Genomic DNA, 12,331 nt, shown 5'->3' with positions numbered 1-12,331 from the left:
GCCGGTTCTCTTCCCTTCGTACAGAGAGCACATCATGCAGAATACCCAAACCGTTATCCTCGAACAGCCGATCGCCCGCGGCGAACAGGTGATTACCGAGGTCACCCTGAGCCAGCCGAACGCCGGCACGCTGCGCGGCGTGGGCCTGGCGGCGCTGGCCAACTCTGACGTGGACGCACTGATCAAAGTGCTGCCGCGTATGACCAGCCCGACGCTCACCGAGCAGGACGTGGCGCAGCTGGCGTGGCCGGATCTGCTGGCCTTCGCGGGCAAGGTGGTCGGTTTTTTGTCGCCGAACTCGGCGCAGTAAGCTTCCCGAAATCGCTGATGGTCGACGATCTGATGGCGGACATCGCCGTCATCTTTCACTGGCCGCCCTCGGCGCTTTACCCCCTGAGCCTGACTGAGCTCATCACCTGGCGCGAGAAGGCGCTACAGCGAAGTGGAAACACCAATGAGTAACGCAAATATTGACGCACTGCTCAGGGCCGTAGGTCAGGCGTCGCTCCCGTTTAAATCCGTTGAGGCGGCGACCGCCTCGCTCAACGGCGATATACGCAGCCTGAACCAACGCTTACGCGATCTGCATCAGCAGATGGCGGACGTGGAGAGCTTTCAGCGCACCCGGCAGCAGCTCGCCCGCACCGAAATCGCGTTAAAAAACGCCCGTCAGGAGAGCCGGGCGCTGGCGGACACCTTCCACAGCAGCAAGCAGCCCGCGGCGGAGCTGTGGGAGGCCATGGCCGCATCCGGCACTAAAATACGCACGCTGAACCAGCACAACGCCAGCCTGCAGCGTACGCTGGAGAGCCAGCGGAATGGGCTGGAACAGGCCGGCATCAGCACCCGCAATCTCACCGGCACGCGGGCGCGGCTGAACGGCTCGATTCGCGATACCACCACTCAGCTTGAACGCCAGCACGAGGTGCAGGCGCGGGTGATGCGCCAGCAGGCGCAGATTAACGCCGTGAAACAGCGCTATCAGGCAGGCCAGGCGCGGGCGGAGCGCATCGGTGCCGCGACGGAGCCAGCCAGCAAGGTGGCGTCGGCAGGCGTGGCCGCCGGGAAAGCGTTGCTTCAGCCCGGCTATGCCTTTACCGAGAAGCAGGCCGCGGTGCAGCGCACGCTGGGCCTGCGCCGTGATGCGCCGGAGATGCAGGCTCTGCGCGATCAGGCGCGCACCTCGGATGCGACCACCGCGGTAGATGCAGCCAGCGCCCAGCTGGTGCTGGCGAAAGGGGGGAGCGACGCCGCCGCTATCGCCTCGCTGATGCCGCTGGTGCGCAGCATGACTCTCACGAATCAGGACTCCCAGGAGACAAACGCGGGTGTGGTGATGACCGCGGTCCAGTCCGGCACGCTCGACCAGCTGCGCGCGCAGTATCCTGCGCCCGCCTCGCCCCCGTCGCACGGCGCATCGGACAGCCTCGGCGGCGATATCCAGGCGCTACAGGCAGCGTACGAGTCCATCAGCATCGACATTTTTGCCGGGCAGGAGTCCTCCCTGCGCAAACTGGTGCAGACCGCTGCCGGCTGGCTGCAGAGCCTGGGGGAGTGGATTGCGGATAACCAGACCCTCACCAGCACCCTCGGGATTATCGCCGCAGCGGTGATTGGCGTGGCCGGCTTTATTGGTTCCATTGGCGCGGTGGTGTGGCCGGTGATGACCGGTATCAACATCATCATTGCCGCCGCGGGCACCCTCGGCACGGTCTTCAGCATTGCCGGCGGCATTATGGCGACGGCGCTCGGCGCCATTTCGCTCCCGATTGTCGGCATTGGCGCGGCCATCGTGGGTGTGGCGATGCTGCTCTACAAATACTGGGAGCCGGTGAGCGCGTTCCTGGGCGGGCTGTTCAGCGGCATCGCGCAAGCGGTGAAGGCGGCGTTTGGCCCGCAGATCGAGATGTTTGGTGCGCTGGGAGAGGCGATTGGCGCGATCTGGCAGTGGCTGTCCGACCTGCTTGAACCGGTGCAGATGGGTAAAGAGGCGCTGAACAGCTTCCGGGATGTGGGCGTCCTGTTTGGTCAGGCGCTGGCGGATGCGCTGCTGCTGCCGCTCAAGGCGTTCAACACGCTGCGCAGTGGCATCGACTGGGTGCTGGAGAAGCTTGGCGTCATCAACAAGCAGCGGGCGCCGGTAGACGAGGCCGCAGAGAAAGCGAAAGCGAGCATCCCGGACGCGATCCCGGCGTCTGACGGTGAGATAAAGGGCATCACCCGCTACCAGACCACCGCGGCACCCATCAGCCGCAATAGCGTGGATCAGAGCCAGCATCACTACACCATTAACATCAACGGGACGGGACTGTCGGAAGCCGAGGTTGCCCGGACTGTGCGTAGCCAACTGGAGAGCTACGAACAGCAGCGCCAGAGTCGTCGCCAGGCCAGTATGCAATATGACGTGTAAGGAGGTGGAATCATGATGTTCGCACTTGGCATGTTTGTGTTTATGCCCCGCACGCTGCCTCTACAAAGCGCGCAGCGCACGGTGGCCTACCGCTGGCCATCCGGTAGCCGGGTGGGTAACCGCGCCGCCTACCAGTATCTGGGGCCGGACACGGATACCCTCGTGCTGACCGGCGCGCTCTACCCGGAGCTGACCGGCAGCACGCTGTCACTCGCCGCGCTACGGCTGATGGCCGAGCAGGGCCGGGCGTGGCCCCTGATTGACGGCAGCGGGTTTATCTATGGCCTGTATGTGATTGATAAGGTCACCGAGACCGGATCGGAGCTGATGAGCAACGGTAGCGCCAGAAAAACCGACTTCACGGTGTCCCTGACACGCGTCGATCCGCCGCTGACCGCGCTGCTCGGGGATATCACCCAGCAGGCCGGAGAACTTTTAGCGAAGGCGAAGGGGGCGATCGCCGGGATCGCGGGAGGCGCGTGATGATCGATCTGAAGCTGACCGATGCCGGCGCGTCGCTAGCGCCGGATTTCACCCTGACGCTCGCCGGGAAAGACATCACCCGTAACGTCAGCGAGCGTCTGCTAAGCCTCACCCTGACCGACAATCGGGCGTTTGAAGCCGATACGCTGACGCTGGAGATTGACGACACCGACGGGCTGGTGGAGCTGCCGGCACGCGGCGCGGTGCTGGCGCTGTCGCTGGGCTGGAAAGGCAGCGGGCTTATCAGGAAAGGCACCTTTACCGTGACCCAGGTGACGTTCAGCGGCGCGCCGGACAAAGTCTCCATCGTCGCCAACAGTGCCGATTTTCGCGGATCGCTCAACGTTAAGCGGGAAGCCTCTTACCACGACACCACGCTAAGCGCCGTGGTGTCGCAGGTGGCCGCGCGCAACGGACTGACGTCGGCGGTGGCGCCGGCGCTTGCGGGGATCGCTATCCGGCATATCGACCAGTCGATGGAGTCGGATATCGCGTTCCTCACCCGGCTGGCCGGCAAGAACGGCGCGGAGGCGACGATTAAGAACGGCAGCGTGCTGTTTTTACAGCCGGGGCAGGGGACGACGGTGAGCGGGCAACCGATAGCGCCGCTTGCCATCACGCGTGGCGCGGGCGACAGCCATGCGTTTACCATAGCCGACCGCATGGCCTACACCGGGGTTATCGCCAGCTGGCTTAATACCGCTGTCCCCGATCCTCAGGCGAACAGCGTTACGCTGAATCGTAAGCGTGCTGATGCGCCCCCGGTTAGCGCAGCGCATCCGCGAGCCCAGGCAACAATGCCTGCAGGACAGGCGAAAGCGGAAAATTACCTCATGGGCGAGGCGGATAACGCCTTTGTGCTGACCGAAAGTTTCAACAGCAAAGAGGAGGCGGTGCGCGCCGCGAAAGCGAAGTGGGACGCGTTGCAGCGCTCTGCCGCGACGTTCAACATCACCCTTGCAATGGGGCGCGCCGATCTCTATCCGGAAACCCCGGTGACCGTCAGCGGCTTTAAGCGCGTTATCGATAGTCAGCAGTGGACCATCAAAAAGCTGGACCATAGTCTGGACAACCGCGGCTTCACCACCAAAGTTTATCTCGAGGCAATGTTGAATAATGTTGAATATGAGGAAAGTATTAGCCAGGCGTGAATAACGTTTCAGGGGAATGCTAAAGAATGGGATAATTATTTCCATCAGCTCACAGAGGGAAAATAATATGTTTCATTGCCCGCAGTGCCATTCTTCTGCCCATGCCAGAACCAGCCGTTATTTAAGTGAGAATACCAAAGAGCGCTATCACCAGTGCACCAATGTGAACTGTAGCTGCACCTTTGTCACCATGGAATCCGTTGAACGGTTTATCGTTGCGAAACCGAAAAATGAGGATGGCGGGGTGCGGAAAGGGCTGTAATCAGAATTGTATGCTTGCGATAAAAACAGGGCGTCGGGGGATGCCCTATTTTTGTTATTTGACGGTAAAGCTCTTCCTGATAAGTCTACGTGATACGAGTGCCCCAGAGAGCGCAGCGTAAAGAACATTGTGAATTGCCTATTCCTCTTCCAGGTCCTGTAATGCCTGCCTTGCTGCGTTTTCAATAGTCGTACAGAGATGGGTATTACGTGCTGGGCAGTCTTCTTTGGCATTTTTCACGATCAGCGTTAAATCACTATCGTCTGCCGTAGTATTGATATGTTTAACAACCCAGGATTCAAATATTTTGTCCTTATTCGTCATGACGTTTAATTGATCCAGAGTACGCCAGTCTTTTGCCAACAGTGTGCCAATAGTGTGTGATAACCCCTCGGCAATATAACCGTCATCGCACTGTTTATATTTTTTGAAAAATGAACTCACGCCTGCCCAGTCCTGAATCTTACTGGCTGCTGCGTCGGCAGTATCCATCTCTTTTACCGTGGTACAGTCACCCGCATACACAGATGCAGAGAGCGATAGCATCATGATCACCACTAACTTTAATTTCATATAAGACTCATTCCGAGGGGAATATAAATATGTTCATATTTCTGTGTTGCGCTTATGGCGGCACAGCCGCTGTTATTACTGATGGTAATGGTTGAAAGCGATGATTTGGCCATACTTTCTTTTATTCTTTTCATTGCGTCATCTGTTGTGCGGATACATCCCATTGTGGGATGTTCCGGACCTGGTTTGCGACGAGCATGGGCGCGACCTGAATGTACACCTACGCCGGGATGACCAGGATAACCAAAGCGTATAATACCCCACGCGCCATAAGCGCCCTCTGCGTTATCACCGGGGTGCAGGTGTGGCGTTGATTTATCCAGTATTTGGTATGTGCCATTTTCCAGATGTTTGAGTGTGGCTCTGTGATCAACATTGTTATATGCAGTCCAGATACCCATGACAGAACCATCCGCACTCAGCAACGTGAGCGTGTGAGTACATCCGTTGAAAGAGAGTGTAGTCATATCATCAGCCCTAAGCCGTGGCGCGTTCGTTCCAGGCATCGGAGTGAACCAGGTTACCGTCTACATATTTCCATGTGATCTTTTCGTATCTGAGATCGACTATTTCCATATGGTTCAGGTGCTGGCTATGAGGGTCTTTACAGTTGGCCATTACAGGGGGAATGGATACCACCCTGACGTTCTCCAGCATCATGTTGAAATATTCAACTTCTTGCCCGGCGTCGTTAACCTTGTACCATTTCAGCTCTGCAGATTTCAGCTGCTGACCAGTTGAAACAGCTTTATATAAATAGGTTGAAGCGCTATCGAACTCTTTACCGATGGTAAACGCACCATGAACACGCGTTCCGGTGAGCTTTCCAGTATTGCCGTCAGTAGGGATGTGCAGGCCATGCGTAAAACTCAAGACCTCAATGCTGCCTTCGCGGCCTTGAACATCAGATGAACCTTTAATTACGGCGCCGCCATCGTCTTTTAAAAAAAGGTGCGCAGGGATAGGCATGTGGGTAACTCCTTGTAAGTGTGTGACAGTCCATTAACCCTACAACGCATTAATCTGTGTAAATGTAATATTTGATTGACGCAAATTAACCATGATTTGAGTGGCTGATTATGTTTGGCGTTTCATTCATGTGGTGCGTAAAAAGCAGGAGGAAAGCGCAATTCTTATGCAATAAAAAGGGGCGTAATGACAGGTGTGTAGCTTATGTTAGCTCTGAAAATACAAAGCATTATGCATAAGCCGGTCTTTAAATCGTAAAGTAATATGCGCAGAAAATCACAGTGGGTTCGGGATAGTTATCGTTACGCGTTTCGATATTGCACAAAAGCCTGGCGTTACGTAATCAGAATGGCGTCACGCCATCTTTTCGCAATAAAAAGGTCTTGAGTGTGAATGACCTTTTATGATTCTATAGAGGTTTCGTTTAAACCTTTAATATTCTCCTGATTTAATGACGACCTAGTACATTTTCCCTCACATTTTTGTTTAGTTTTTCGCATACAAGAGGATGGTAATGCTCATTTATATAAAAATTCAAATTACAACCTTCTATATATTCCCCCTCAGCAAAGGATTCAAATAATATGACAGGGCTATAGTTATATCTATTGTTATAAGTTACGCTTGAAATGTTAAAAACATAATCTTCTGGTTTCTGGTTATCCTGAAATTTTTTCAGTAATGTCATTAGCCCTTTGGGTTCTGAGGTGAAAAGCTCTTCAATGTCAGAGCGGTGTTTGAAATCAAATAAACTATCAATACATTCTTTATAAATTGGATTTATTTCACAGAAGAAGGATGTTTTATCTATTTTATGTCGTCTGATAATAATTTCATTGTCACAAAGACCTACGAATGCTTTGTTCAAGTCACTTACAGTAGTTTCATGAATTCGTATTGTGGTGCCGGCTTTTTTTAAAGATAGTAATATTTTCTTTGCGTCATAAGGATAGGAATCAAAACTCTTCTTGAATAATTCTACCATTTCAACTTGGTGCTTAATTCTCGCTTCATCTAATTTTAATTTTTTTAATGCTTCTTGCTGTTTTTTACGCCTCGTTCTAATAGCGCTCATGATAAACTCAAATAAGCTAAAAAGTATAGAAGATAGTAGTGCTCCAATTGAAAACCCTATAATGGTTATTAATGTAATCGATAACTCATTAGGAATTTTAAAAGGTTTAAGCTCAGGCTCAACAAAAACCCAACTGCATATAATTGCGCAAGAAATTATTAGGAGTCTTAAGGGAGCTTTGAAAGAAACCAAATTAGAAAGGTATGTTAACGCAGTTGATATAGGGTCAGCCATCATTGCCTCCTGATTCTAGTAATCATACTTTCATCTGCAACGTGTTGCTAAGTAGAAAAAAGTTCGGGACTTTCCACAAGTAATCATGAGTGCTGCGACACTTGCTACTTGGCTAAAGAGGAAAAAGCTTAAGGGGTTATGCTAAGTTCATGATAGATATAGGGAAATTTGGTGGCCCCTGCTGGGTTTGAACCAGCGACCAAGCGATTATGAGAACGCTGCCCCGTCATTATAAATCAATGAGTTACATTAAAAACAATGAGTTACGGTTTGAATGTTGGTGAAGGTTATTGCATGTTTGAGTCCTGAGGGGGCAAAAAGGGGACACTTTATCGCTAAGGCTTTAATCCTTCGGCAAGCACATATAACCCCGGATACTTTATCAGACATTTTTTTGCTTCATCGTTGTTAAAAAAAGCATATGACAGTAACCAGAACGTTCTATTTCTATATGTCAAAGAACAGAATAAATTGATAGCTTCGGTGCGCAGTTCTTCGTCCTTTATAGATTTAATGATGTCTAAAATATTTAATATAACCGAAAATTCCTCTGGATAAGATATTCTTGTATCTTTTAAGACTTCACGTGTTGTTTTGATAGGGTCAAAGCGCCAATCAGCATTGTTATGCTTGTCAATGTTTATATTGATCTGAAATCTTTTTTGTAAAGCCGTGACGTAGTAATTTTCATTTACAGTTATAAAGTTTCCATTGTTCGGTGAGTAATATTTGTTATCTCGACTGTTCATTTTTTCATTTAGAGAGTTTATATGATGAACAAGTAAATTTTTAATTGAATCACCTTTTAACTGATTCAACTGTTTTCTGTTGTAGTCGAGAGTGAGGTAAAGGGTTAAGCACAAAACAAAAATACTTATTAGCCCAAATGCAGCACTATAGAATCCGCCGAAAAACGATCCAAAATTTGACCAGTCTTGATTTTTAGATGAAAGGCCATATTGATGGAAGGTATCCCAATATAAATAACTGGGGGTGATTATAAAAGCTAAAATCAAAAAAATGAGAATAACAGCGGAAATTTTTTTAAGCATATATCTCACCTAGTGGATTTAGACGTGTGGCTTCTTCTAAATGATCCGGAGCAAAATGAGCATAACGCATAGTCATTTTTATATCCGTATGACCTAGAATCCTCTGTAAAACAAGGATATTGCCACCTTTCATCATAAAATGGCTTGCAAAAGTATGGCGCAAAACATGTGAAAGTTGGCCGTTTGGCAAATTAAGGTCTGCCCGTTCTACAGCTTTGCGAAAAGCTGAGTAACAGGATTTAAAGTAACGCCCCGGCCTCTCTGGTTTAGGTAGGGCATCACAGAAGGCTTTGCTGATAGGTACAGTCCTATTTCGATTTCCTTTAGTTTTAAAATAGCTGACCTTTAAATTTTTAATTTGTTTTGTTGTGACTGATTCAGCCTCATCCCATCTCGCACCAGTCGCTAGGCACAGACAAGCGACCCAGTAGACACTCTCGTTACGACTTTTTAAACATTCGTCTAAAAGTCGGGTAATTTCTTCATTTTCTAGGTATGCCAGTTCAGCCTCTTCAGATTTGAAGGGACGAACACCGGCCAGCGGATTATCTGATTTCCAGTGACCTAAACGCTTCAGCTCGTTAAATACGGCACGGAAATAAGCAAGCTCAAGATTCATTGTCCGTGGAGAGACCTGCTGCACACGGGAAGTTCTGATGATCTCGCCGGATAATCTTTTTTTGCGGTACAGAGAGAACATGGTTGCGTCAAACTCATGCGCCAGCGGCTCACCCATACTTTCACAAGCAAATAACATCGCCCCCTTGCGTTTTTCGCCATCATCCAGGGTTAAGCCGTGTTCATCGAACCACTGCCCCACCAAATCGCGTAGAGATCGCCTGTCTTCTTTGCCATTCAGCCAAGGTTTAACATGTATGTTTTCAAGGATGTGATTCTGATAAGCCAGAGCCTCGCCCTTTGTTGAGAATGTCTTACGAATACGCTTACTAGGCTTCCCCTTGGGTTTCCCTTCGGGGTAGAAATCGAGCAGCCATTTTCCATCAGGTTGTTTGCGGATAGACATGTTTATTGATTAAGAATGCGTTGCTTTTGTTGTTGAAATTCTTCTTCGCTAAGTATGCCCTTTTCCTTAAGTGCGGCGATTCGTTCAATCTGCGAAATTATGTCTGAATCATTAGATGCAGATGAATTTTTGCTTTCATCTTCTTTTTTATTTCGGGTAGCATTTATTAAATTTGTAAAAGGTATTACCGCGCCTTTCATAACATTTTTGATTGTATAATTCTGGCCGCTTGTAGAAATAATTATTTCACCAAGTAAAAGGCCCGTCTTTCCACCAACGCTAACAATATTGCGTAGGTTAACATCAACCTGCTTGACACCAAATAACATTCCTTTATCTAAAAATATCACCCTCTGATTTGTCAGAGTGATTAACCATGTATTGCCATCCATAGCTCCACTTGCAATAGCAATGGGTTGTTCGCCTTCATTTAAAATCGACGGCAGGTGATAAAACTCTTTTTTAGTAGCAAAAGGTGTGTCAGAAACAACGGCAGCTAAACGCTTGTATTCTTCTTTTAATTGCTGTGTTGTAGCCTTTTTATAATCAAGCATATCATGTCCTTATTGGTTTGTTATTTTTAAAACAATTCTTCCGATAACTTCAATATCATCTAATGCGCAGTCGAATGCCATTCCTACACCACTGATACGAACTTTTCTTATAGGTATTCGTACCAATGTACGAACACTGATTTTACCTTCTATATTAACTAACCATTCGCCATCGAATATTTCAGCGTACTTGCGATCGATTATATACTGCGCGCTCTCATCTAAAAGACAAAATGGGTCAGACGGTAGGGGAATGCCTGCCCGGAAAAACACCTTATCGAGCATTGCATAGCCAGAATCATAAAGCTGTCCATCCACTAGCTTCTGCCGAGGCAACTTGAGAATGTCCAGCTCGTCATTATCAAACTTTCTTCCTGAGCCAGTAGCTAGCCATTCTAATGAAACCCCTGTTTCTGCCATGCATTGAACAACTAAATCAGCAGGGAACCCACCACGACGGTATCTGCCTGAAAGGCTACTTGCGGCAAGATTAAAATGCTGCGCTAAAGCCAGTTTGGACGTAAAGCCATAAGCCTCAAGAATCCTATCCAGTACCGGAGCGCTTTCCCCATCAAAGTCGATTTTCAGCATATCCCATCATGCAAATCCATTCCCAAAATGAAAAGTCTGCATTGACAATTTTCATTATGAAAAGTAGCCTTGCCCTTGTAGTTTTCAAAAAGCGAAAGTTACTGAACTTTGCCGAGTTCAGATGAAAAGAGGATTTTGACGTATGCGACCTAACATTACAATCACCATCCCCACCCCTTACTTACCTCTCGAAGAGTACTGCCGCCTAACTGGTACGGCTAAAGGTACTGCCCGCGACATGATTCGTGATGGGCGTTTGCCTATTCGTGCAAAAGGCGACATGCCCCGTGGCCGTGTAGAAATCAACATGGCGGCCCTCACCATCGAAGCATTGAGCGAATGCCGTATTTCGCTCCAGGCGTAAAAGACCCTATCAATTAGGAATCCGCGAATCATGTACGATTACAAGGTATCCATACATAACTACCTTGATGGGGCTTGCCGTGCATTTGCTAGTGCGCATAACGTCGAGCAACTGGCTAAGAAGATTGGGATGCGGCCCGCTGTCTTGCGCTGCAAACTGAATCCTGATCAAGCCCATCAGCTCACACTTATGGAACTGATAGAGATTGTCGATCTTACTGAAGACCCCCGCATTCTTGATGGTCTTCTTCGCCAGTTGAATTGTCAGCCGTCAGTTCCGGTTAATAATGCAACAGCAGAAAATATGCAATTTTGTGCGCTGACGGCCGCGGCCAGCGTTGGTGTCATAGCTGGTGAGGCAGTGTCAGCAGAGCGAATGACTGCTGCGCGCCGCAATCAAATTCTTGACCGTGCCAGCGATGCGATACGCAGCTTGTCCTTAATCGTCTATTCCGTAGAAAACCGTTTTCAGTCAGCCCCAATTTTGGCGGCTGCGGTTGATCTCGTCACGACTAGCGCCACCGGCCTGATTTAAGGAGAAGTTTATGAAAGCCTTTGTTTGTTATCTGAAAAAACAATCACCATCAAAGCAGCTCGCCAGTGGTTCAACTGGCTGGCTTGAATTGCCGAACGGCCAGCGTATGAACCCCGGCCATCAATACAAGTTCAATGCTCGCGAGCCGGTGAAAATGCGCACCTGGGCGGTGATTCGCTTTCTAACTACCGGTGCGCGTCGTTTATGCGGCTCAGTAGGTGGGCGTCATGGCCAGTAACGAAGTCTGGTTATCACGTATACGCCGCCAGCACTTCAGCAACCGCAGCGAGGCCGCTGACTGGTGGAATAAATTAAGCCCGGAATGGCGTGGCGTGGTACTTCATGCCGCCGCTGTTAATTCGGGAGCAGGGGTCTTTAAAGCGCATCTGAGCAATTGTTGCTGGGCTGAGCTTTTCGAGCGTCTGGATTACCGCGCCATGATCCAGCTACGCCAGGGTATTTCGCGGGCGCGCCTGACGCTTGAGGGTTTCGGATCACTGCGCGATAGCGATTTTTCCCGAAGAACAGCCAACCGACCTGAAGTTAAAAAAGTCCATGTCGGGCGGGGGGTGAAAATGATCATCGCCCCTGAAATTCTGTACGCCATTGAACAACGCGAAAAGTTAAAGGAGCTTTAAATGAGCATCATTTCAGTAAACAGCACAACGCTGGCGCAGGAGTTTTCGGCCTGGCTTGTCCCTGTGAATTATGCGGAGGCTTTCACCAGCAAAAATACTGTTAAAGGCGGACGTGTGATTCTGCATCCGTTTTTCTTCAACGATACAGAGCACCTCACCAATCCCCGCCACTGGCTGGCAATCAATGCTGCGTACTGGTGCTGCGTCTACCGTGAAGCAGAAAGCGACGCCACGCAAGTTGAGGCGCTGGCAGGACTTCGCAGCAATTATTACGTGGCGGGCGCACTGGGTGTTGGTGAGATTAAAGCGCTAATCCACGAGTGGTGGCGCGCAACCTATGAGCTACACCAGACGCCTGCGCCTAACTATTCCGCAGTAATCAAAAAACCTTCTTTCCACTAATCAAACCATCTGAAT

19 protein-coding genes are annotated in these 12,331 nt (G+C 49.7%); 11 read left to right on the top strand and 8 right to left on the bottom strand.

The features are described 5' to 3' along the window. Window positions 1-34 precede the first annotated feature (34 nt). From DW58_RS03305 to DW58_RS03280, 6 genes are all read left to right on the top strand, one after another. Window positions 35-310: a phage tail assembly protein gene (locus DW58_RS03305; RefSeq protein ID WP_024550767.1), complete on the top strand. Its 276-nt coding sequence runs from the start codon at window positions 35-37 to the stop codon at window positions 308-310. 32 nt (window positions 311-342) lie between these two features. Next, window positions 343-462 carry a GpE family phage tail protein gene (locus DW58_RS03300; RefSeq protein ID WP_051195556.1) on the top strand — a complete coding sequence of 40 codons (120 nt, stop codon included), beginning with the start codon at window positions 343-345 and terminating at the stop codon, window positions 460-462. Continuing rightward, window positions 455-2,410: a phage tail tape measure protein gene (locus DW58_RS03295; RefSeq protein WP_024550768.1), complete on the top strand. Its 1,956-nt coding sequence runs from the start codon at window positions 455-457 to the stop codon at window positions 2,408-2,410. Before DW58_RS03300 ends, DW58_RS03295 begins: the two co-directional genes overlap by 8 nt. A gap of 12 nt (window positions 2,411-2,422) precedes the next feature. Next, on the top strand, window positions 2,423-2,893 hold the full coding sequence (locus DW58_RS03290) for a phage tail protein (protein ID WP_024550769.1): 471 nt from the start codon (window positions 2,423-2,425) through the stop codon (window positions 2,891-2,893). Then, complete coding sequence (locus DW58_RS03285) at window positions 2,893-4,044, top strand: phage late control D family protein (RefSeq protein WP_024550770.1); 1,152 nt, start codon at window positions 2,893-2,895, stop codon at window positions 4,042-4,044. Before DW58_RS03290 ends, DW58_RS03285 begins: the two co-directional genes overlap by 1 nt. 67 nt (window positions 4,045-4,111) lie before the next feature. Continuing rightward, window positions 4,112-4,306 carry an ogr/Delta-like zinc finger family protein gene (locus tag DW58_RS03280; RefSeq protein ID WP_024550771.1) on the top strand — a complete coding sequence of 65 codons (195 nt, stop codon included), beginning with the start codon at window positions 4,112-4,114 and terminating at the stop codon, window positions 4,304-4,306. Window positions 4,307-4,444: 138 nt separating this feature from the next. Here DW58_RS03280 and DW58_RS03275 read toward each other — a convergent pair whose 3' ends face one another. The 8 genes from DW58_RS03275 to DW58_RS03245 all read right to left on the bottom strand — a co-directional run bounded on the left by DW58_RS03275 (window position 4,445) and on the right by DW58_RS03245 (window position 10,378). Next, window positions 4,445-4,879, bottom strand: a complete 435-nt coding sequence (locus DW58_RS03275) for a hypothetical protein (protein ID WP_024550772.1) — start codon at window positions 4,877-4,879, stop codon at window positions 4,445-4,447. Then, on the bottom strand, window positions 4,876-5,346 hold the full coding sequence (locus DW58_RS20810) for a L,D-transpeptidase (RefSeq protein ID WP_152525643.1): 471 nt from the start codon (window positions 5,344-5,346) through the stop codon (window positions 4,876-4,878). The genes DW58_RS03275 and DW58_RS20810 overlap by 4 nt, the downstream gene beginning before the upstream one ends. Before the next feature lie 10 nt (window positions 5,347-5,356). Then, on the bottom strand, window positions 5,357-5,848 hold the full coding sequence (locus DW58_RS03270; RefSeq protein WP_024550773.1) for an Hcp family type VI secretion system effector: 492 nt from the start codon (window positions 5,846-5,848) through the stop codon (window positions 5,357-5,359). Window positions 5,849-6,296: 448 nt separating this feature from the next. After that, window positions 6,297-7,157 (bottom strand): hypothetical protein, encoded by an 861-nt coding sequence (locus DW58_RS03265; protein ID WP_024550774.1) that lies wholly within the window; start codon window positions 7,155-7,157, stop codon window positions 6,297-6,299. Between the two features lie 335 nt (window positions 7,158-7,492). Continuing rightward, complete coding sequence (locus DW58_RS03260) at window positions 7,493-8,209, bottom strand: hypothetical protein (RefSeq protein WP_024550775.1); 717 nt, start codon at window positions 8,207-8,209, stop codon at window positions 7,493-7,495. After that, window positions 8,202-9,233 (bottom strand): phage integrase, encoded by a 1,032-nt coding sequence (locus DW58_RS03255; RefSeq protein ID WP_024550776.1) that lies wholly within the window; start codon window positions 9,231-9,233, stop codon window positions 8,202-8,204. The genes DW58_RS03260 and DW58_RS03255 overlap by 8 nt, the downstream gene beginning before the upstream one ends. Before the next feature lie 2 nt (window positions 9,234-9,235). Then, window positions 9,236-9,787: a PH domain-containing protein gene (locus DW58_RS03250; RefSeq protein WP_024550777.1), complete on the bottom strand. Its 552-nt coding sequence runs from the start codon at window positions 9,785-9,787 to the stop codon at window positions 9,236-9,238. A 9-nt stretch (window positions 9,788-9,796) separates the two neighbouring features. Then, window positions 9,797-10,378, bottom strand: a complete 582-nt coding sequence (locus DW58_RS03245) for a phage repressor protein CI (RefSeq protein WP_024550778.1) — start codon at window positions 10,376-10,378, stop codon at window positions 9,797-9,799. Between the two features lie 142 nt (window positions 10,379-10,520). On the opposite strand from DW58_RS03245, the gene DW58_RS03240 reads away from it, so the two are divergent. The 5 genes from DW58_RS03240 to DW58_RS03225 are packed head-to-tail and all read left to right on the top strand — an operon-like array spanning window position 10,521 to window position 12,316. After that, entirely contained in the window at window positions 10,521-10,742 is a 222-nt protein-coding gene (locus DW58_RS03240) for a hypothetical protein (RefSeq protein WP_024550779.1), read from the top strand. A gap of 30 nt (window positions 10,743-10,772) precedes the next feature. Next, window positions 10,773-11,276 carry a phage regulatory CII family protein gene (locus tag DW58_RS03235; protein ID WP_024550780.1) on the top strand — a complete coding sequence of 168 codons (504 nt, stop codon included), beginning with the start codon at window positions 10,773-10,775 and terminating at the stop codon, window positions 11,274-11,276. 10 nt (window positions 11,277-11,286) lie between these two features. Then, a complete protein-coding gene (locus tag DW58_RS19855; RefSeq protein ID WP_071789314.1) occupies window positions 11,287-11,514 on the top strand; it encodes a phage filamentation protein Fil family protein in 228 nt (75 codons plus the stop codon). Continuing rightward, window positions 11,504-11,914 carry a hypothetical protein gene (locus DW58_RS03230; RefSeq protein ID WP_024550781.1) on the top strand — a complete coding sequence of 137 codons (411 nt, stop codon included), beginning with the start codon at window positions 11,504-11,506 and terminating at the stop codon, window positions 11,912-11,914. The genes DW58_RS19855 and DW58_RS03230 overlap by 11 nt, the downstream gene beginning before the upstream one ends. Next, entirely contained in the window at window positions 11,915-12,316 is a 402-nt protein-coding gene (locus tag DW58_RS03225) for a hypothetical protein (protein ID WP_024550782.1), read from the top strand. Window positions 12,317-12,331 lie beyond the last annotated feature (15 nt).

The sequence above is a fragment of the Siccibacter turicensis LMG 23730 genome (assembly GCF_000463155.2).
In the GTDB taxonomy this organism is placed as follows: Bacteria; Pseudomonadota; Gammaproteobacteria; order Enterobacterales; family Enterobacteriaceae; genus Siccibacter; species Siccibacter turicensis.
The sequence above is the reverse complement of the archived record's forward strand: the minus strand, read 5'-3'. Positions and strand labels throughout refer to the sequence as shown.

Bases quoted from the DNA above. Each gene is read 5' to 3' on its own strand.
- DW58_RS03305 (WP_024550767.1), top strand. From the start codon at position 35: ATGCAGAATACCCAAACCGTTATCCTCGAACAGCCGATCGCCCGCGGC.
- DW58_RS03300 (WP_051195556.1), top strand. From the start codon at position 343: ATGGCGGACATCGCCGTCATCTTTCACTGGCCGCCCTCGGCGCTTTAC.
- DW58_RS03295 (WP_024550768.1), top strand. From the start codon at position 455: ATGAGTAACGCAAATATTGACGCACTGCTCAGGGCCGTAGGTCAGGCG.
- DW58_RS03290 (WP_024550769.1), top strand. From the start codon at position 2,423: ATGATGTTCGCACTTGGCATGTTTGTGTTTATGCCCCGCACGCTGCCT.
- DW58_RS03285 (WP_024550770.1), top strand. From the start codon at position 2,893: ATGATCGATCTGAAGCTGACCGATGCCGGCGCGTCGCTAGCGCCGGAT.
- DW58_RS03280 (WP_024550771.1), top strand. From the start codon at position 4,112: ATGTTTCATTGCCCGCAGTGCCATTCTTCTGCCCATGCCAGAACCAGC.
- DW58_RS03275 (WP_024550772.1), bottom strand. From the start codon at position 4,879: ATGAAATTAAAGTTAGTGGTGATCATGATGCTATCGCTCTCTGCATCT.
- DW58_RS20810 (WP_152525643.1), bottom strand. From the start codon at position 5,346: ATGACTACACTCTCTTTCAACGGATGTACTCACACGCTCACGTTGCTG.
- DW58_RS03270 (WP_024550773.1), bottom strand. From the start codon at position 5,848: ATGCCTATCCCTGCGCACCTTTTTTTAAAAGACGATGGCGGCGCCGTA.
- DW58_RS03265 (WP_024550774.1), bottom strand. From the start codon at position 7,157: ATGGCTGACCCTATATCAACTGCGTTAACATACCTTTCTAATTTGGTT.
- DW58_RS03260 (WP_024550775.1), bottom strand. From the start codon at position 8,209: ATGCTTAAAAAAATTTCCGCTGTTATTCTCATTTTTTTGATTTTAGCT.
- DW58_RS03255 (WP_024550776.1), bottom strand. From the start codon at position 9,233: ATGTCTATCCGCAAACAACCTGATGGAAAATGGCTGCTCGATTTCTAC.
- DW58_RS03250 (WP_024550777.1), bottom strand. From the start codon at position 9,787: ATGCTTGATTATAAAAAGGCTACAACACAGCAATTAAAAGAAGAATAC.
- DW58_RS03245 (WP_024550778.1), bottom strand. From the start codon at position 10,378: ATGCTGAAAATCGACTTTGATGGGGAAAGCGCTCCGGTACTGGATAGG.
- DW58_RS03240 (WP_024550779.1), top strand. From the start codon at position 10,521: ATGCGACCTAACATTACAATCACCATCCCCACCCCTTACTTACCTCTC.
- DW58_RS03235 (WP_024550780.1), top strand. From the start codon at position 10,773: ATGTACGATTACAAGGTATCCATACATAACTACCTTGATGGGGCTTGC.
- DW58_RS19855 (WP_071789314.1), top strand. From the start codon at position 11,287: ATGAAAGCCTTTGTTTGTTATCTGAAAAAACAATCACCATCAAAGCAG.
- DW58_RS03230 (WP_024550781.1), top strand. From the start codon at position 11,504: ATGGCCAGTAACGAAGTCTGGTTATCACGTATACGCCGCCAGCACTTC.
- DW58_RS03225 (WP_024550782.1), top strand. From the start codon at position 11,915: ATGAGCATCATTTCAGTAAACAGCACAACGCTGGCGCAGGAGTTTTCG.